The sequence below is a fragment of the Pseudomonas sp. GM78 genome, from assembly GCF_000282475.1.
Taxonomy (GTDB): domain Bacteria; phylum Pseudomonadota; class Gammaproteobacteria; order Pseudomonadales; family Pseudomonadaceae; genus Aquipseudomonas.
This window is the reverse complement of the sequence record NZ_AKJF01000063.1, coordinates 36,518-55,477: the sequence shown is the minus strand read 5'-3', so window position 1 is coordinate 55,477 and position 18,960 is coordinate 36,518. Positions and strand designations below refer to the sequence as shown.

Annotated in this window: 13 protein-coding genes; 11 read left to right on the top strand and 2 right to left on the bottom strand. The window is 61.5% G+C overall.

Features of this window, described 5'->3' with window-relative positions; genetic code table 11:
* Positions 1 to 170: 170 nt before the first annotated feature.
* Positions 171 to 1,547, bottom strand: a complete 1,377-nt coding sequence (locus tag PMI35_RS23090) for an L-serine ammonia-lyase (protein WP_008057088.1) — start codon at positions 1,545 to 1,547, stop codon at positions 171 to 173.
* Between the two features lie 437 nt (positions 1,548 to 1,984).
* Between PMI35_RS23090 and PMI35_RS23095 the strand changes: the two genes are divergently transcribed.
* The 3 genes from PMI35_RS23095 to choV all read left to right on the top strand — a co-directional run bounded on the left by PMI35_RS23095 (position 1,985) and on the right by choV (position 5,030).
* Entirely contained in the window at positions 1,985 to 2,932 is a 948-nt protein-coding gene (locus PMI35_RS23095) for a choline ABC transporter substrate-binding protein (RefSeq protein ID WP_008057087.1), read from the top strand.
* Positions 2,933 to 3,009: 77 nt separating this feature from the next.
* A complete protein-coding gene (gene choW / locus PMI35_RS23100) occupies positions 3,010 to 3,855 on the top strand; it encodes a choline ABC transporter permease subunit (protein WP_008057086.1) in 846 nt (281 codons plus the stop codon).
* A complete protein-coding gene (gene choV, locus PMI35_RS23105; RefSeq protein ID WP_008057085.1) occupies positions 3,852 to 5,030 on the top strand; it encodes a choline ABC transporter ATP-binding protein in 1,179 nt (392 codons plus the stop codon). Before choW ends, choV begins: the two co-directional genes overlap by 4 nt.
* Before the next feature lie 198 nt (positions 5,031 to 5,228).
* On the opposite strand, the gene PMI35_RS23110 is transcribed toward choV, so the two are convergent.
* Positions 5,229 to 7,169, bottom strand: a complete 1,941-nt coding sequence (locus PMI35_RS23110) for a BCCT family transporter (protein ID WP_238543155.1) — start codon at positions 7,167 to 7,169, stop codon at positions 5,229 to 5,231.
* A gap of 380 nt (positions 7,170 to 7,549) precedes the next feature.
* On the opposite strand from PMI35_RS23110, the gene betI reads away from it, so the two are divergent.
* The 8 genes from betI to PMI35_RS23150 all read left to right on the top strand — a co-directional run bounded on the left by betI (position 7,550) and on the right by PMI35_RS23150 (position 18,879).
* Positions 7,550 to 8,143 (top strand): transcriptional regulator BetI, encoded by a 594-nt coding sequence (gene betI, locus PMI35_RS23115; RefSeq protein WP_008057083.1) that lies wholly within the window; start codon positions 7,550 to 7,552, stop codon positions 8,141 to 8,143.
* A 61-nt stretch (positions 8,144 to 8,204) separates the two neighbouring features.
* Positions 8,205 to 9,677, top strand: coding sequence for a betaine-aldehyde dehydrogenase (gene betB, locus PMI35_RS23120; protein WP_008057081.1), 1,473 nt, complete (start codon positions 8,205 to 8,207; stop codon positions 9,675 to 9,677).
* A 151-nt stretch (positions 9,678 to 9,828) separates the two neighbouring features.
* Positions 9,829 to 11,529, top strand: coding sequence for a choline dehydrogenase (gene betA, locus PMI35_RS23125; RefSeq protein WP_008057079.1), 1,701 nt, complete (start codon positions 9,829 to 9,831; stop codon positions 11,527 to 11,529).
* Positions 11,530 to 11,772: 243 nt separating this feature from the next.
* Complete coding sequence (locus PMI35_RS23130) at positions 11,773 to 13,215, top strand: TldD/PmbA family protein (RefSeq protein ID WP_008057078.1); 1,443 nt, start codon at positions 11,773 to 11,775, stop codon at positions 13,213 to 13,215.
* On the top strand, positions 13,215 to 14,552 hold the full coding sequence (locus PMI35_RS23135) for a TldD/PmbA family protein (RefSeq protein WP_008057076.1): 1,338 nt from the start codon (positions 13,215 to 13,217) through the stop codon (positions 14,550 to 14,552). Before PMI35_RS23130 ends, PMI35_RS23135 begins: the two co-directional genes overlap by 1 nt.
* A gap of 137 nt (positions 14,553 to 14,689) precedes the next feature.
* A complete protein-coding gene (gene mdtD, locus PMI35_RS23140) occupies positions 14,690 to 16,117 on the top strand; it encodes a multidrug transporter subunit MdtD (RefSeq protein WP_008057075.1) in 1,428 nt (475 codons plus the stop codon).
* A gap of 105 nt (positions 16,118 to 16,222) precedes the next feature.
* Positions 16,223 to 17,560: an ATP-dependent RNA helicase DbpA gene (dbpA, locus tag PMI35_RS23145; RefSeq protein ID WP_238543154.1), complete on the top strand. Its 1,338-nt coding sequence runs from the start codon at positions 16,223 to 16,225 to the stop codon at positions 17,558 to 17,560.
* A gap of 140 nt (positions 17,561 to 17,700) precedes the next feature.
* Entirely contained in the window at positions 17,701 to 18,879 is a 1,179-nt protein-coding gene (locus PMI35_RS23150; protein WP_008057073.1) for an NAD(P)/FAD-dependent oxidoreductase, read from the top strand.
* Positions 18,880 to 18,960: the final 81 nt, after the last annotated feature.

The window sequence follows — 18,960 nt, the reverse complement described above, 5'->3', positions numbered from 1 at the left end:
TTATCTGTTAGCGACGCGCCAAAAGGTGGCGCGTTTCAAATCGGATGTTCACTTTACGCGCAGTTTTGACTGGTCTGGCCCTATCGCCAGCAGGCTGGCTCCCACAGATTTTGTGGTCGATACAAATCTACTGTGGGAGCCAGCCTGCTGGCGATAGGATCGATGCGGTCTCAGCACTCCACCGCGCTAACCGCCAACCCACCCCGCGACGTCTCCTTATATTTGTCATGCATGTCGGCACCGGTATCGCGCATGGTGCGAATCACCCGGTCCAGGGAGATAAAGTGCTGGCCATCGCCGCGCAAGGCCATCTGCGCCGCGTTGATCGCCTTCACCGCGGCAATCGCGTTGCGCTCAATGCACGGCACCTGCACCAGACCACCCACTGGATCGCACGTAAGCCCCAGGTTGTGCTCCAGGCCGATTTCCGCCGCGTTGCACAGTTGTTCCGGTGTGGCACCAAGAATTTCCGCCAAGCCCGCCGCCGCCATGGCGCAAGCCGAGCCGACTTCGCCCTGGCAACCGACTTCGGCACCGGAGATCGAAGCGTTCTTCTTGCACAGGATCCCGACCGACGCCGCGCCGAGCATGTAGTCGACGACATTGGCGTCGGTCACGTCCTCGCTGAACTTCATGAAATAGTGCAACACCGCCGGGATGATCCCGGCCGCGCCATTGGTCGGCGCCGTGACCATGCGCCCGCCGGCGGCGTTCTCTTCGTTGACCGCCAGGGCGAACAGATTGACCCACTCCATGGCGCTCAACGTCGAGCCGATCACGTTGGGCTTGTTCAGCTCCTGCAAGCTGCGATGCAATTTGGCCGCGCGACGGCGCACATTCAGGCCGCCGGGCAGGATGCCCTCGTGCTTGAGGCCTTGCTCGACGCAATCCTGCATGGCGCGCCAGAGGTGCATCAGGCCACTGCGGATTTCCTCTTCGCTGCGCCAGACCTTCTCGTTGGCCATCATTAATTCAGCCACGCGCAGGTTGTGCGTTTTGCACAGCTCCAGCAGCTCGGCGGCGCTGGAGAAATCGTACGGCAGCACGGTGCGATCCATATCGACCACACCACTGCTGGCTTGCGCCTCATCGACGACAAAACCGCCGCCGACTGAATAGTAGGTATCGCGATGCAGCTCGCCGTCTTCACCTTCGGCAACCAGGGTCATGGCATTAGGGTGGAACGGCAGGTTTTCGTCGATCAGGCGCATGTCCCGAGCCCAGATGAACGGGACAGGCAGGCGACCATCGAGCAACAGCGTGTCGGTTTCACGCAAGGTGGCGATGCGAATGCCGATTTGCGACGGATCGATCGCGTCCGGCCACTCACCCATCAACCCCATGATCACTGCGTTGTCGCTACCGTGGCCAATACCGGTGGCCGATAGCGAACCAAAGAGCTGCACTTCGACACGCCGAACCTGCTCGAGCTGCCCCCGTTCGCGCAAAACCTGCACGAACAGCGCCGCTGCCCGCATAGGCCCCACGGTGTGCGAACTGGAAGGGCCGATGCCGATTTTGAACAAGTCGAAAACACTGATAGCCATTACTGCCGGACTCCTGGATGTGCCAACTCCAGGCGCAGAAGCGCCCGGTGACGGAGCTGCTACGCTCAAGCTGCAATCCGTCAGGATGGCCGCATCATCAGGCTTTTATCCTGTCGTTCGACGTCTCACACCGACGCACTCATGTCCACGAACGCCGCGTGTCTTTCACGTCGTGTTTTCGCCGTTTTTTTGCGGCTCAGACGGACAAAAGTGGCTGAAAACATCTGTAAACGACGTCACCGACACTGGATGCGACCATCCCTGTACTGGTTACGACGCACCCTGTAGGCGTCAGATTTTCACTGGTACATGATCGTATCGACTCGATTGCAAGGCGCCGTGGTAGAGATGTCTCCAGAACGCCATCCAACCGCAACCTATAAGTGCGGTGGTTCCAGTCGGAAACACTGCCAAAAAAAACACCAAGGAGTCCATCCATGAAAGGTTCCCCGTCGTTGTTGTTGGCCGCTTTGCTTAGTCTGCCGGTTCTGGCGCAAGCCGCCGAACCGGCGCAATGCAACACCGTAAACTTCTCCGATGTCGGCTGGACCGACATCACCGCAACGACCGCCACCACCAGCGTCGTGCTCAACGCCCTCGGCTACAAGACCAAGACCACCATGATTTCCGTACCCGTGACCTACAAGTCCCTGGCCGACGGCAAGAACATGGACGTGTTCCTGGGTAACTGGATGCCGACCATGGAAAACGACATCAAGGCCTACCGCGACGCTGGCACCGTGGAAACCGTGCGCACCAACCTCAAGGGCGCCAAGTACACCCTCGCCGTCCCCCAAGCCCTGTATGACAAGGGGCTGCATGACTTCGCCGACATCGCCAAATTCAAGAAAGAACTCGACGGCAAGATCTACGGCATCGAGCCGGGCAACGACGGTAACCGCCTGATCCAGAGCATGATCGACAAGAACGCCTTCGGCCTCAAGGACGCAGGCTTCAAGGTCGTCGAGTCCAGCGAAGCGGGGATGCTTTCCCAGGTCGACCGCGCACAGAAACGCGACACCGCCGTGGTCTTCCTCGGCTGGGCGCCGCATCCGATGAACAAGCGCTTCAAGATTCAATACCTGACCGGCGGCGACGACTTCTTTGGCCCGGATTTCGGTGCCGCCACCGTGGCGACCAACACCCGCAAGGGTTACGCCGAGGAATGCAGCAACGTGGGCCAGCTGCTGAAAAACCTGGAGTTCACTGTCGACATGGAGAGCGAACTGATGGGCAACATCCTGGACGACAAGATGAAGCCTGACGCGGCCGCCAAGGCCTGGTTGAAAAAGAATCCACAGGTGCTCGATACCTGGCTCGCTGGCGTGACCACCATTGACGGTAAACCAGGCCTGGAAGCCGTGAAAGCCAAACTCGCGCCTTGAATCAGGGAGCATCGCTTATGCCGGGCGGCTCACGCCGTCCGGGCTGTTAATTTCCTTGCATGCGGACGTTCACTACCATGCTGATTGATCAGAAAATCCCTTTAGGCCAGCACATCGCGAGCTTTGTCGAGTGGTTGACGCAACACGGCGCCAACACATTCGACGCCATTGCCGTGTCGCTGGAAACGATGATCCACGGCGTGACTTTCGCGCTGACCTGGTTCAACCCGCTGGCATTGATCGGCCTCATCGCCCTCCTGGCCCACTTCATCCAGCGCAAATGGGGGCTGACCGTTTTTGTCATCGCCTCCTTCCTGCTGATCCTCAACCTGGGGTACTGGCAGGAAACCATGGAGACCCTCGCCCAGGTGTTGTTCGCCACCCTGGTCTGCGTGGTCATCGGCGTACCGCTGGGTATCGTCGCCGCGCACAAGCCAATGTTCTACACTGTAATGCGACCGGTACTCGATCTGATGCAGACCGTACCGACCTTCGTTTACCTCATTCCTACCCTGACCCTCTTCGGGCTGGGTGTGGTCCCGGGCCTGATCTCCACGGTGGTGTTCGCGATTGCCGCGCCGATCCGCCTGACCTACCTGGGCATCCGCGATGTCCCGCAAGAACTGATGGACGCCGGCAAGGCCTTTGGCTGCTCGCGTCGCCAGCTGCTAACACGGATCGAACTGCCCCACGCCATGCCGAGCATCGCGGCCGGTATCACCCAGTGCATCATGCTGTCGCTGTCGATGGTGGTGATCGCGGCACTGGTGGGCGCCGACGGACTGGGTAAACCGGTGGTCAACGCACTGAACACTGCTGATATCGCCCTGGGCTTCGAAGCGGGCCTGGCGATCGTACTGCTGGCGATCATGCTCGACCGTATCTGCAAACAACCCGACGCCAAAGTAGGGGGTGACGCATGAGCATAATTCGCTTCGAAGACGTCGACGTAATCTTCACCAAAGATCCACGCGAAGCACTGAAACTTCTCGACCAAGGCTTGACCCGCAGCGAGATCCTGAAAAAGACCGGGCAGATCGTTGGCGTCGAAAAGGCCAGCCTGGATATCGAAAAAGGTGAAATCTGCGTGCTGATGGGCTTGTCCGGCTCCGGCAAATCCAGCCTGCTGCGCTGCATCAACGGCCTCAACACCGTCAGCCGTGGCAAGCTGTTCGTCGAGCACGAAGGCAAGCAGATCAACATTGCGTCCTGCACTGCCGCCGAACTGAAAATGATGCGTACCAAGCGCATCGCGATGGTGTTCCAGAAGTTCGCCCTGATGCCTTGGCTGACGGTGCGCGAGAACATCAGCTTCGGCCTGGAAATGCAGGGCCGTCCGGAGAAGGAACGCAAGAAACTGGTCGACGAAAAACTCGAACTGGTAGGCCTGACCCAATGGCGCAACAAGAAACCCGATGAACTGTCCGGTGGCATGCAGCAGCGTGTGGGCCTGGCCCGCGCACTGGCGATGGACGCCGACATCCTGCTGATGGACGAACCGTTCTCGGCGCTTGACCCGCTGATCCGCCAGGGCCTGCAGGACGAACTGCTGGAGCTGCAACGCAAGTTGAGCAAGACCATCGTGTTCGTGAGCCACGACCTCGATGAAGCCCTGAAGCTCGGCAGCCGTATCGCGATCATGAAAGACGGCCGGATCATCCAGTACAGCAAGCCTGAAGATATCGTCCTCAATCCCGCGGACGACTACGTGCGGACCTTCGTGGCCCACACCAACCCGCTGAACGTACTGTGCGGGCGCAGCCTGATGCGTACCCTGGACAACTGCAAACGCATCAACGGTTCGGTGTGCCTTGATCCGGGCGGCGATTCGTGGCTGGACCTGGCTGAAGGCAACACCATCAAGGGCGCACGCCAGAACGGTGCGAGCCTGGACCTGCAGAACTGGATTCCAGGGCAGGCGGTAGAAGGCCTGGGCCGCCGGCCGACGCTGGTGGACTCCAACATCGGCATGCGCGATGCGCTGCAGATCCGTTATCAGACGGGCAACAAACTGGTGCTGCACGACAACAACAAAGTGGTCGGGATTCTCGGCGACAGCGAGCTGTACCACGCGCTGCTCGGCAAGAACCTGGGGTAAGGCAACAGACACAAAAACGCCGCGAGAGATCGCGGCGTTTTTGTTTATCGGGACAGCGGGCGATGCCGTGTTGAAGTTGTAGGTCCCATCGCCAACAGGCTGGCTCCCACAGGGGAATGCATTCCAATGTGGGAGCCAGCCTGCTGGCGATGATGCTGACGCGGTGCTTCAGACAGAAGCACCGCATCAGTTCAGAACTTAGCTATACACCCGGCCAAGCAGCTGCCGATGGCTTTCAAACTGATCGAGCACGTCACGGGTGATCTGATCCTGGGTGAAACCCATCAAGTCGTAGTCCTGGCTGCCGTTGTGCAGGTACACCTCGGCGCGGTAGTAACGCTGACGCGCCTCATCGGATTGCGCCGATTCGGTTGGCGTCGCCAGGTAGCCGTCCAGGCTGACTTCGTAGACAAAAGGGTTGCCCTCTTCCATCTCGACCCGCACGCCCATGCAACGCTTGGACTTGCCCAGCAGCGTCTGCACTTCCAGGCCTTGGGCACGCATTTGCGTCGTCGCATCCTGCAAAGCCGGGCTCACATGCTTGTCCATGAAGCGTTGTACCACCGACTGGCTTGGTTGCAGGTCCAGCTGCGTCAAACGCTCGCTAAAGCCACGACGACCGCGTGCCGCCAGTTCCGCCTGCTCCTGTTCGATCTGCACGTCCTGGCGCATGGCCTTGTGCAAGCCGAACATGAAGAACACCAACACCACCGAGAACGGCAGGCCGGCCAGTACCACCATGGTTTGCATGGCTTCGAAGTTACCGGCGAACAGCAGGCCGATGGTCACCAGGGTGATCACCACCGACCAGAAGATCCGCAGCCAGTGCGGCGCATCTTCGTCGACGTTACCGCCCTTGCACGACAGGTTGGCCATCATCACCGCACCGGAATCCGCCGGCGTCAGGAACAGTACAAAGCCCACGAAAATCGAGACACCGATCACCACTTTCGATGCCGGGTAATGCTCAAGCAACTGGTAGATCGCCATGGACGGCTGTTCCAGCGCCGTCTTGCCCAGCTCCACCGCCCCATGGTTCATCACCAGGTCCAGGGCCGAGTTACCGAAGATCGACAGCCACGCCAGGGTGAAACCCAGCGGAATCAGCAGCACGCCAGCGACCATTTCACGCACCGTGCGACCACGGGAAATACGCGCGACGAACATGCCTACGAATGGCGCCCAGGAAATCCACCACGCCCAGTAGAACAGGGTCCACAGGCCCAACCAGCGGTCGGACTTCTCACTGTCGCCTTCGTACACATAGAGGTCGAAGGTCTTCAGCACCACGCCGTTCAGGTAATCGCCGACGTTCTGCACGAAGCCGTTGAGCAGGTGCAGGGTCGGGCCGAACAGCAGCACGAAAATCAGCAGGCCACTGAACAGCACGATATTCAGGTTGGACAGACGACGGATGCCGTTTTCCACGCCCGACACGGCAGCGATGGTCGCCACGGTGCTCATCACGATGATCACGATCAGCAGGTTGGTGTTGCTGTGCTCCATGCCGAACAGGTTTTCCAGGCCCGATGACACCTGCAGCGAACCAATCCCCAGGTTGGTCACCAGGCCCAGCAGGGTCACGAACATGCCGAAACCGTCCACCGCATGACCTGCTGCGCCCTTGACCCAACGCTCGCCCACCAGCGGATACAGCGCCGAACGCAACGCCAGCGGCTGGTTATGCCGGTAGGCAAAGTACGCCACCGCCAGGCCGACCAGGGCGTAGATCGCCCAGCCATGCAGGCCCCAGTGCAGGAAGGTGAGCTGCACGGCCTGTCGCGCGGCCAGGTTGCTGCCGGCCACGCCTTCGGGCGGGTTGAAATAGTGATCCAGCGGCTCGGACGCACCGAAGTACAGCAGCGAGATGCCGATACCCGACGAGAACAGCATCCCCGCCCAGGCGCCGTAGCTGAAGTCCGGGGTGTCGTCCTTGCTGCCCAGCTTGAGCTTGCCGTAGGACGAGAACGCCAGGCCGACCACGAAGATCAGGTAGGCGGCAATCACCACCATGTAGTACCAGCCGAAGCTGCGGGACAACCAGGCTTGCGCCGTACCGAGCAGTCTGCCGGCCTCTTGCGGGGCGATGATCAGAATGGCGGTCAACAACAGAATCAACGCGGTAGAGGTGTAGAACACCCAACCGTTGACCGTCACCTTCTCGGGTGGGGTCTTTATTAGCGAGGCAGAACTCATGGCACAGATGCTCCGGGCAGTGCGAGAGAAGAACGCAAGACAAACGTGTTACCCGACCAATCGCTTAGTGGGCAGCCGACCAGCGGGTGATATAAAGACAGCCCGACAAAGCTCGAACCCCCTTTAACGCCGTAGCGCGTGGGTTTCGAGCATTTTCGGAAGTCGTTTTTTTCGCCGCTACGCGTAGGAAAAATCTGTAGGCAGCGACGATTTGTCGCAGATCTTATTCTTTGTTGATTGAACGTTCAATCAAAACAAAATAGACTGGCCCTCAATCCGATAGACGTCTTGCGTCTGCCGGAAGGCCTAAGGAGATGTGCAAGATGCCCAAGGTCGGTATGCAACCCATCCGTCGCCAGCAGTTGATCGAAGCCACTTTGCTGGCGGTCGACCAGGTCGGAATGGGGGACGCCAGCATTGCGCTGATCGCCCGTTTGGCCGGTGTCTCGAATGGCATCATCAGTCATTACTTTCAGGACAAGAACGGCCTGATTGCCGCCACCATGGGGTACCTGATGACGGTCCTGAGCGAGAACGTCACCGCGCGCCGCTTGGCGCTGACAGATGACAGCCCGCGGGCGCATCTGCAGGTGATCATCGAAGGCAACTTCGACGCCAGCCAGGTCAATGGCCCGGCAATGAAAACCTGGCTGGCCTTTTGGGCCACCAGCATGCACCAGCCGTCTTTGCACAGGTTGCAGCGGATCAACGATCACCGTCTGTATTCCAACCTGTGCTGCCAGTTCCGCCGCGTGTTGCCGCTTGTCGAAGCGCGCAGTGCGGCCCGGGGCCTGGCAGCGTTGATTGACGGCTTGTGGTTGCGCGGCGCGCTGTCGGGAGATGCTTTCGACACCGAGCAGGCGCAACGGATCGCTTACGAATACATGGATATCCAACTGGCCAAGCGGGTGAGTTAGAGCACAACAGAACGCTCAACCCCCGAACGCGCCAATCACTTTATGCACTTGCGAGGACTTTATGGCCCGTTTCGAACTGCAAAAACTCTACATCGATGGCGGCTACAGTGACGCTGGCAGCGACGCCACGTTCGAAGCCATCAACCCGGCTAACGGCGAAGTCCTCGCAAAAGTACAACGTGCCACTAAGGAAGACGTCGAGCGCGCCGTGGTCAGCGCCGAAAAGGGCCAGAAAATCTGGGCCGCGATGACCGCCATGGAGCGTTCGCGCATCCTGCGTCGCGCCGTGGACATCCTGCGCGAGCGCAACGATGAACTGGCCGCCCTGGAAACCCTGGACACCGGCAAGTCGTACTCCGAAACCCGCTACGTCGACATCGTCACCGGCGCCGACGTGCTGGAATACTACGCAGGCCTGGTACCCGCCATCGAAGGCGAGCAGATCCCGCTGCGCACCACTTCGTTCGTCTACACCCGTCGCGAGCCGCTGGGCGTCGTGGCCGGTATCGGCGCGTGGAACTACCCGATCCAGATCGCCCTGTGGAAATCCGCACCGGCCCTGGCCGCCGGTAACGCGATGATCTTCAAGCCAAGCGAAGTCACCTCGCTGACCACCCTGAAACTGGCCGAGATCTACACCGAAGCCGGCCTGCCAGCGGGTGTGTTCAACGTCCTGACCGGCAGCGGCCGTGAAGTCGGCACCTGGTTGACCGAGCACCCGCGCATCGAGAAAGTCTCGTTCACCGGCGGCACCGACACCGGCAAGAAAGTCATGGCCAGCGCTTCGAGCTCTTCGCTCAAGGATGTGACCATGGAACTGGGTGGCAAGTCGCCGCTGATCATCTGCGACGACGCCGACCTCGACCGCGCCGCCGACACCGCGATGATGGCCAACTTCTACAGCTCCGGCCAGGTCTGCACCAACGGCACTCGCGTGTTCGTACCGGCGCACCTGAAAGCCGCTTTCGAAGCCAAGATCGTTGAACGTGTCGCGCGCATCCGCGTCGGCAACCCGGAAGACGAAAACACCAACTTCGGTCCGCTGGTCAGCTTCGCCCACATGGAAAGCGTGCTGGGCTACATCGCCAAGGGCAAGGAAGAAGGTGCTCGCCTGCTGTGCGGCGGCGAACGCCTGACCGACGGCGAATTCGCCAAGGGCGCCTTCGTCGCGCCAACCGTGTTCACCGACTGCACCGACGACATGACCATCGTGCGTGAAGAAATCTTTGGCCCGGTGATGGCGATCCTCACCTACGAGACCGAGGAAGAAGTGATCCGTCGCGCCAACGACACCGACTTCGGCCTGGCCGCCGGTATCGTCACCAAGGACCTGAACCGCGCCCACCGCGTGATTCACCAACTGGAAGCCGGTATCTGCTGGATCAACGCCTGGGGCGAGTCCGACGCGAAGATGCCGGTCGGCGGCTACAAGCAGTCGGGTGTTGGTCGTGAAAACGGCATCAGCTCGCTGAACAACTTCACCCGCATCAAATCGGTACAGGTCGAGCTGGGCGATTACGTCTCGGTGTTCTAAGGCGATATCCGCTTCGCCTGCGAGGCCGTCATCGCCAGCAGGCTGGCTCCCACAGGAGTACGCATTCCACTGTGGGAGCCAGCCTGCTGGCGATCGAGTGCGCAGCACTCGCCGAGGCCCGACCTGACCACTATCAAAGAGGGTGCATTCAATGTCCCAAGAATTCGATTACATCATCATCGGTGCCGGCTCCGCCGGTAACACCCTGGCGACCCGTCTGACTGAAGACGAAGGCGTCACCGTCCTGCTGCTCGAAGCCGGCGGCCCGGACTACCGCATGGACTTCCGCACGCAGATGCCGGCCGCCCTGGCGTTCCCGCTGCAAGGCCGTCGTTACAACTGGGCCTACGAAACCGATCCGGAGCCACACATGGACGGTCGCCGGATGGAATGCGGCCGCGGCAAGGGCCTGGGCGGTTCCTCGCTGATCAACGGCATGTGCTACATCCGTGGCAACGCCATGGACTACGACGGCTGGGCAAAACTGCCAGGTCTCGAGGACTGGTCGTACCTGGACTGCCTGCCATATTTCCGCAAGGCGGAAACCCGCGACATCGGCCCGAACGACTACCACGGTGGTGAAGGCCCGGTCAGCGTGACCACACCGAAAGCCGGCAACAACCCGCTGTTCCACGCAATGGTCGAAGCCGGCGTGCAGGCCGGTTACCCGCGTACCGAAGACCTCAACGGCTACCAGCAGGAAGGCTTCGGCCCGATGGACCGCACCGTGACGCCCAAGGGTCGTCGTGCCTCCACCGCCCGCGGTTACCTGGACGTGGCCAAGAAGCGTTCGACCCTGACCATCGTCACCCACGCCCTGACCGACAAGATCCTGTTCGAAGGCAAGCGTGCGGTCGGCGTGCGTTACCTGGTGGGCGACGCTGAAGAACGCGTTGAAGCCAAGGCGCGCAAAGAAGTGCTGCTGTGCTCCGGCGCCATCGCTTCGCCGCAGATCCTGCAACGCTCCGGCGTCGGCCCGGCCGCGCTGCTGAACAAGCTCGACATTCCGGTGGTCCACGACCTGCCAGGCGTCGGTGAAAACCTGCAGGACCACCTTGAGCTGTACCTGCAATACGCCTGCACCCAACCGGTGTCGCTGTACCCGTCGCTGCTCCTGCACAATCAACCGGCCATCGGTGCCGAGTGGCTGTTCAACGGCACCGGCATCGGCGCCAGCAACCAGTTCGAAGCCGGCGGTTTCATCCGCACCCGTCCGGAATTCGAATGGCCGAACATCCAGTACCATTTCCTGCCGGTGGCGATTAACTACAACGGCAGCAACGGTGTGAAAGAGCACGGTTTCCAGGCGCACATGGGCTCCATGCGTTCGCCAAGCCGTGGGCGCATCCAGGCCAAGTCCAAGGACCCGCGCCAGCACCCGAGCATCCTGTTCAACTACATGGCCACCGAGCAGGACTGGCAGGAATTCCGCGACGGCATCCGTCTGACCCGTGAAATCATGCAGCAACCGGCGCTGGACGCCTTCCGTGGCCGCGAAATCAGCCCGGGCATCGACGTGCAAAGTGATGAGCAGCTGGACAAGTTCATCCGCGAACACGCCGAAACCGCGTTCCACCCGTCCTGCTCGTGCAAGATGGGCACCGACGAGATGGCCGTGGTCGATGCCGAAGGTCGCGTGCATGGCATGCAAGGCCTGCGCGTGGTCGATGCCTCGATCATGCCGATCATCACCACCGGCAACCTGAACGCACCGACGATCATGATGGCCGAGAAAATCGCCGACAAGATCCGTGGGCGCAAGCCGTTGCCGCGCAGCAAGGCCGCCTACTATGTGGCCGGCGATGCGCCGGTGAAGGGCAAGCCTGTGCGTGAAGTGAGCCAGCCCGCGTAACACCGCGTCACGGCCAATCGCGAGCAAGCTCGCTCCCACAGGTACCGGGTTGGATTGCAGATTTGTGATCCACCCCGGCCACTGTGGGAGCGGGCTTGCCCGCGATGAGGCCCTTACAAACAGCGCACCTCTACCGATCCAAGCTTGATCCTCCCCCCATGCAGGCCTACTCTAGTGCCGCGCAATCGTTCCATCCCCTCGCCGCACCGCTGCACCGCCACTCCATACCAAGGAGGTTCCCGAATGTTCGATTTCCACCCCCAGCTCAAGCAGCGCTTTGCTGCCTTGCGTACGGGCGCCGAATTCTTTTCCCTGCGATATGTGCGCGAGTCCGGCCAGTATCTGTCGGTGCGCAAGAACGTCGCCGAACCGCCGAGCCTGAGCCGCGATGAAGGCGCCATGCTGACTGTACGGGTCAACGGTGTCGAAGCCTACGCGGCCACCAACGACCTGTCGCAACAGGGCCTGCAAGCCGCCCTCGAGCGCGCCGAACAGCAGGCGCGCCGACTCAAGCCCCACGCCCTGCTGGACCTGCGCGACCAAGCGGTATCCAGCGACCGTGCCGATTACTTCTCGCCGACCCTCGACCAGCCCTTCCCCTCCCTGAGCGACTGCTACCAGCTGCTGGGGGCCGAATCCGCCGCCGTGCCCAAGGACGAGCGCCTGGTGAGCTGGCAGGTCAGCCTGGGCATGACCCACGTCGAGCAGATTTACCTCAACAGCGCCGGCGCCGAACTGCGCCAGGCCCAGCGCTTCGTCTACCCGGGTCTCGACGTCACCGCCTACGACGGTAACGACAGCCAGACCCGCAGCCTGGGTCGCGAGAACTTCGGCCAACAGGGCGGCGCGGATGTGATCAATCGCTGCGGCCTGGTCGGTGCCGGCCCGCTGGTCGCCGATCAAGCGCTGCAATTGCTGCTGGCACCGAACACCCCGCAAGGTCCGCGCGACCTGCTGCTGATGCCCGACCAGATGATGCTGCAGATCCACGAATCCATCGGCCACCCGCTGGAACTGGACCGCATCCTCGGCGACGAGCGCAATTATGCTGGGACCAGCTTCGTCAAAGCCGAAGATTTCGGCCGCCTGCAATACGGCTCGAAACTGCTCAATGTGACCTTCGATCCGGACATTCCCGAACAGCTCGCCAGCTATGGCCATGACGACGACGGCACGGCTGCCAGCAAACAGTTCCTGATTCGCGAAGGCCTGCTACTGCGCCCCTTGGGCGGTGCCCTCTCGCAGTTCCGCGCAGGCCTCAACGGTGTCGCCAACAGCCGTGCCTGCGGCTGGAACCGCCCGCCGATCGACCGCATGGCCAACCTCAACATCGAGCCTGGCGACCAGCCGCTTGCGCAACTGATCGGCAACATCGAACACGGCATCCTGATGAGCACCAACCGCTCTTGGTCCATCGACGACGCGCGCAACAAGTTCCAGTTCGGTTGCGAATGGGGCCAGTTGATTGAAAACGGCGAACTCAAGGGTGTGGTGAAGAACCCGAATTACCGGGCGATTTCCGCGCAGTTCTGGAAGAGTCTCAGCGCAGTCGGCGATGCCAGCACCTTCAAGGTCCTGGGCACGCCCAATTGTGGCAAGGGCGAACCGAATCAGGTGATTCGCGTCGGCCATGCCTCGCCAGCCTGCGTATTCAGCAACGTTGATGTTTTTGGGGGAGACAGCTGATGACCACGTCGAAAGCCCAGGCCGATGCGTTCAAGGCATTGGTCAGCCGATTGCGCGACGCGTTGCGCGAGCCCGAGCAATTCACCCTCAGCTACGCAGCCGAATCGTCGGCCTTCGTGCGCTTCAACCACGCCAAGGTGCGTCAGGCCGGGCAGGTGCAGCAGGCGAGCATCGGCTTGAAACTGATCAACGATGGCCGCCACGCCGACCTGCAAATCACCCTGGCGGGCGATCCTGCAGTCGACCATCAGCGCCTGGCCGAAGGCCTGCAACAACTGCGTGAAACCCTGCCGTTATTGCCCCAGGACCCCTACCTGCTGCTCAACTACAACGGCTGGCAGAGCCAGAACGTGCAGGAGCATCCGCTGCCGGACACCGAGCAAGTGGTTGCCGAAATCACCCAGGCCGCCGAAGGCCTGGATCTGGTCGGGTTCTATGCGGCCGGGCCGATCAGCCGTGGTTTCGCCAGTTCCGCCGGCGCCTTCGGCTGGCACCAGGCCAACAGCTTCAACTTCGATTTCAGCCTGTTCCATGAAAACGGCCAGGCGGTGAAGGCCAGCTATGCCGGGCACGACTGGAACAGCGAAGGCTTTGCCAAACGCTTCCAGCAGGCACGGGAACAGCTTGAATACCTGGGACGGCCGCTGCGCACCTTGGCGCCGGGTCAGTACCGCGCCTACCTGGCGCCCGCCGCGCTGGAAGAAATCATGGGCATGCTGTGCTGGGGCGGTTTTTCGGCGCAGTCGATTGCCAGCAAAAGCAGTCCGCTGCAGAAGCTCTATGGGGGCGACCAAGCGTTCAGCCCGTTGGTCTCGCTGGACGAAAAAGTCAGCGGTTCGCTGAGCCCGGCATTCTCCGACGAAGGCTACCCACGCAGCGACCTGGGGCTGATTGTCGAAGGCAAGGCCGGTGCACAACTGGTGGGCTCACGCAGCGCCGCCGAGTACGGATTGACCGCCAACGGCGCCAGTGGCGGGGAATCGCCAACGGCCCTGAACATGCAGGCCGGGGATTTGCCCGAGGCACAAATCCTCAAGCAACTCGGCACCGGCTTGTACATCAGCAACCTGTGGTACCTGAACTTCTCGGATCAACCGGCGGCACGCCTGACCGGCATGACGCGGTTTGCGACCTTCTGGGTCGAGAATGGCAAGATCCAGGCACCGGTCAGCACCATGCGTTTCGATGACAGCGCCTACAGTCTGCTGGGCACACAGCTGGAAGCGCTGACCGCGGAGCGCGAATTGCTGTTGTCGGCGAGCACCTACAGCCAGCGGGCGACGGCATCGGCGTTGTTGCCGGGGGCACTTGTCAGCAGGCTTACATTGACCCTGTAAAAGCATCGCGGGCAAGCCTTGCTCCTACAGGATCGGGAGTTGCCCAGGTTTTGCGGACGACGCAATACCTGTAGGAGCAAGGCTTGCCCGCGATGAAGCCCCCACGGTTTACCTGATTCACACTGACAAGAGGTTCCATGCCCAACCGCCCGCCTCTCGACCCTGTCACCGCACGCTGGGTGCCCTGGGTCGTCGCCATTGCCTTCTTCATGCAGTCCCTCGACGGGACGATCCTCAACACCGCCCTGCCCGCCATGGCCCGCGACCTGGCGGAAGATCCACTGCGCATGCAGGGCGTGATCATTGCCTACATGCTCACCGTCGCCTTGCTGATCCCCGCCTCCGGCTGGATCGCCGACCGCTTCGGTACCCGGAAAATCTTCTTCGGCGCCATCCTGCTGTTCAGCTTCGGCTCGTTGCTCTGTGCAATGTCGAACACCCTGAGCATGCTGATCGGTGCCCGGGTCATCCAGGGGCTGGGCGGTGCGTTGATGTTACCGGTCGGGCGATTGGTGGTACTGCGCGCCTACCCACGCTCGGAGCTGGTGCGAATCATGGGCTTCATCACCATTCCCGGCCTGCTCGGGCCGTTGATCGGCCCGACCATGGGCGGCTGGATGGTGCAGTACCTGACCTGGCACTGGATCTTCCTGATCAACCTGCCAGTGGGACTCGTGGGCTGCTACGCCGTGTGGAAATTCATCCCGGACCTGCGCGGCTCCGAGCGTACCCGCTTCGATAGCCTGGGTTTCCTGCTGTTCGGCGCGGCGATGATCCTGATCACCATCGCCATGGAAGGCCTGGGCGAACTGCACCTGCCGCACCTGCGGGTGATGTTGCTGCTGTTCGCCGGCATGGCTTGCCTGGCGGCCTACTGGCTGCGCGCCGGGCACATCGACAATCCGCTGTTTTCGCCGTCGCTGTTCAAGACCCGGACCTTCGCCGTCGGCATCCTCGGCAACCTTTTCGCCCGGCTCGGCAGCGGCGCTCTGCCCTTCCTCGTGCCGTTGCTGCTGCAAGTGGCGCTGGGCTATTCACCGTCCCAGGCCGGGATGAGCATGCTGCCGCTGGCCGCTGCGGCGATGGTCGCCAAAGGGGTGGCGCGACCGCTGATCGAACGCCTGGGCTACCGCATCGTGCTGACAGGCAACACCCTGGCGCTGGGGATCATGCTGGCGAGCATGGGGCTGGTCAGCGAGCAGACACCGTACTGGCTACTGCTGTGCCTGCTGGCGATCCTCGGGGCGATCAACTCCTTGCAGTTCACCGCGATGAACACCGTGACCCTGATCGACCTCGACGACGCCAGTGCCAGCAGCGGCAACAGCCTGCTGTCGGTGGTGGCGCAATTGTCCCTGAGCCTGGGCGTGGCCTGCGCCGGTGCACTGCTCGGCGGTTTCACGGCAGGGATCGGGAACGATGGCGTCGAGACCGTGCTGGGTGCGTTCCAACTGACGTTTGTCACCGTCGGAATCATGGCCATGCTGGCCGCAACGATCTTTTCCCAGCTCTCAAAGGAAGACGGACGGCGCGTCAAGCGTCCGGAAGAGCACATCGAACCTTAGGGCGAATGGCCATCGGACTGGTACACTGCGCGACATTTTGTTTTGCAGGCCAGTCCCGTGACCACCATCGCCACCGAATTTAATACTTTGCCGCTGTCCGCCGCCATGCTGGCTAACCTCGACTCCCTCGGTTATGCCCAGATGACGCCGATCCAGGCGCAAAGCTTGCCGGTGATCCTCAAGGGGATGGACCTGATCGCCCAGGCCAAGACCGGCAGCGGCAAGACCGCCGCGTTCGGCATCGGCCTGCTGAACCCGATCAACCCGCGCTACTTCGGTTGCCAGGCGCTGATCCTGTGCCCGACCCGTGAGCTGGCCGACCAGGTCGCCAAGGAAATCCGTCGCCTGGCCCGTGCCGAAGACAACATCAAGGTCCTGACCCTGTGCGGCGGCGTGTCCCTCGGCCCGCAAATCGCTTCGCTGGAACACGGCGCGCACATCATCGTCGGCACCCCTGGGCGCATCCAGCAGCACCTGCGCAAGGGCTCGCTGGTCCTGCACGGCCTCAACACCCTGATCCTCGACGAAGCCGACCGCATGCTCGACATGGGTTTCTACGACTCCATCGAAGAAATCATCATGCAGGCCCCGGAACGTCGCCAGACCCTGCTGTTCTCCGCCACCTATCCGGTGGGCATCAAGCAGCTGGCGGCGAAGTTCATGCGCAACCCGCAACAAGTGAAGGCCGAGGCGTTCCACGACGATACGCAGATCGAGCAGCGCTTCTACGAAATTTCCCCGGACGATCGCATGAGCGCCGTGACCAAGGTGCTGGGCCACTTCCGCCCGGCGTCCTGCGTGGCGTTCTGCTTCACCAAGCAGCAGGTCCAGGAAACCGTTGACCACCTGACGGCCAAGGGCATCTCCGCCGTCGGCCTGCACGGCGATCTGGAACAGCGTGATCGCGACCAGGTGCTGGCGATGTTCGCCAACCGCAGTACTTCGGTCCTGGTAGCCACCGACGTCGCCGCGCGCGGCCTGGACATCGATTCCCTGGACATGGTGATCAACGTCGAGCTGGCCCGTGATTCGGAAATCCACATCCACCGTGTCGGCCGTACCGGTCGTGCTGGTGAGAAAGGCCTGGCCATCAGCCTGGTCGCGCCGTCCGAAGCACAGCGTGCCCAAGCCATTGAGCAATTGCAGAAGTCGCCGTTGACCTGGGATCAGGTGGACAACCTCACCTCCAAGGGCGGCGGCCCGCTGCTGCCGCAGATGAGCACCCTGTGTATCGGCGCAGGCCGCAAGGACAAAGTGCGTCCTGGCGACATTCTGGGTGCACTGACCGGTGAAGCCGGCATCCCGGGCGCCCAGGTCGGCAAGATCGCGATTTTCGACTTCCAGGCCTATGTGGCCGTGGAGCGCGGCGTCGCCAAGCAGGCCTTACAGCGCCTGAACGACGGCAAGATCAAGGGCCGTTCGTTGCGCGTGCGCATCCTGTAAGAACTGCACGTACCCCTGTGGGAGCGGGCTTGCCCGCGATAGCGGACTGACAGACAACATGTATGTTGGATGTGCCGGCCTCATCGCGGGCAAGCCCGCTCCCACAGTTTTTTGTGGTGACACATTAAGAGGACACCGTTTTGCGCTCTACCGAAGTCGTGATCATTGGCGCTGGCGCCGCAGGGTTGATGTGTGCACTGACCGCCGCCGGGCGCGGGCGCAAGGTGCTGCTACTTGACCACGCCAACAAGGCCGGCAAGAAAATCCTGATGTCGGGCGGTGGCCGCTGCAATTTCACCAACATGTACACAGAACCTGGCAATTTTCTCTCGCAGAACGCCCACTTCTGCAAATCGGCCCTGGCGCGCTACACCCAGTGGGATTTCATCGGCATGGTCGCCAAGCATGGCGTGCCGTACCACGAGAAAAAGCTCGGCCAACTGTTCTGCGATAACAAGTCCAGCGACATCCTCGAAATGTTGCTCGATGAGTGCAGTCAGGTCGGTGTCAGCCTGCACCTGGACACCTCGATCCAGACCATCGAGAAGCTTGAGAAGGGCTACTTGCTGGACACCACCCTGGGCCAGATCACCTGCGAATCACTGGTCGTCGCCACCGGCGGCCTGTCGATTCCAACCCTGGGCGCCACCGGTTTTGGCTATCAAGTGGCCAAGCAATTTGGTCACGAATTGCTCCCGACCCGCGCCGGCCTGGTGCCGTTCACCATCACCGATCAGCTCAAGGAACTGTGCACCGAGCTGTCCGGCACGTCGGTGGATTGCCTGGTCAGCTGCAACGACCAGAGCTTCCGCGAAAACATCCTGTTCACCCACCGCGGCCTCAGCGGCCCGGCGATCTTGCAGATTTCCTCGTTTTGGGAATCCGGCGATACGGTTGAAATCAACCTGATGCCGGACCACGACGTACCTAGCTGGCTGCAACAGCAACAAGCCGAACGCCCGAACAGCGAACTGAAAACCCTGCTGGGTGAAATCTTCACCAAGAAGATGGCCAATTTGCTGGCGGACAACTGGTTCGTCTCCAAACCGATGAAGCAGTACACCCACGCCGAACTGGCCGATGTCGCGGAAAAACTGGCGAGCTGGAAAGTCGTGCCTGCGGGCACCGAAGGCTATCGCACTGCCGAAGTGACCCTAGGTGGCGTCAATACCAATGAAGTGTCGTCCAAGACCATGGAATCGCTGAAAAGCCCTGGCCTGTATTTCATCGGCGAAGTGCTCGACGTCACCGGGCACCTGGGCGGTTTCAACTTCCAGTGGGCCTGGGCTTCCGGTTACGCGGCTGCGCAGTACGTCTGATTCAACGCAATACCTGTGGGAGTGAGCCTGCTCGCGATGGCGGTCTGACAGTCGACATGAATGTTGAATGTAACGGCCTCA

What these genes read in the sequence shown, in the direction of transcription:
- PMI35_RS23090 (WP_008057088.1), bottom strand. Translation starts at nt 1,547, where the DNA reads ATGGCTATCAGTGTTTTCGACTTGTTCAAAATCGGCATCGGCCCTTCC.
- PMI35_RS23095 (WP_008057087.1), top strand. Translation starts at nt 1,985, where the DNA reads ATGAAAGGTTCCCCGTCGTTGTTGTTGGCCGCTTTGCTTAGTCTGCCG.
- choW (WP_008057086.1), top strand. Translation starts at nt 3,010, where the DNA reads ATGCTGATTGATCAGAAAATCCCTTTAGGCCAGCACATCGCGAGCTTT.
- choV (WP_008057085.1), top strand. Translation starts at nt 3,852, where the DNA reads ATGAGCATAATTCGCTTCGAAGACGTCGACGTAATCTTCACCAAAGAT.
- betI (WP_008057083.1), top strand. Translation starts at nt 7,550, where the DNA reads ATGCCCAAGGTCGGTATGCAACCCATCCGTCGCCAGCAGTTGATCGAA.
- betB (WP_008057081.1), top strand. Translation starts at nt 8,205, where the DNA reads ATGGCCCGTTTCGAACTGCAAAAACTCTACATCGATGGCGGCTACAGT.
- betA (WP_008057079.1), top strand. Translation starts at nt 9,829, where the DNA reads ATGTCCCAAGAATTCGATTACATCATCATCGGTGCCGGCTCCGCCGGT.
- PMI35_RS23130 (WP_008057078.1), top strand. Translation starts at nt 11,773, where the DNA reads ATGTTCGATTTCCACCCCCAGCTCAAGCAGCGCTTTGCTGCCTTGCGT.
- PMI35_RS23135 (WP_008057076.1), top strand. Translation starts at nt 13,215, where the DNA reads ATGACCACGTCGAAAGCCCAGGCCGATGCGTTCAAGGCATTGGTCAGC.
- mdtD (WP_008057075.1), top strand. Translation starts at nt 14,690, where the DNA reads ATGCCCAACCGCCCGCCTCTCGACCCTGTCACCGCACGCTGGGTGCCC.
- dbpA (WP_238543154.1), top strand. Translation starts at nt 16,223, where the DNA reads ATGCTGGCTAACCTCGACTCCCTCGGTTATGCCCAGATGACGCCGATC.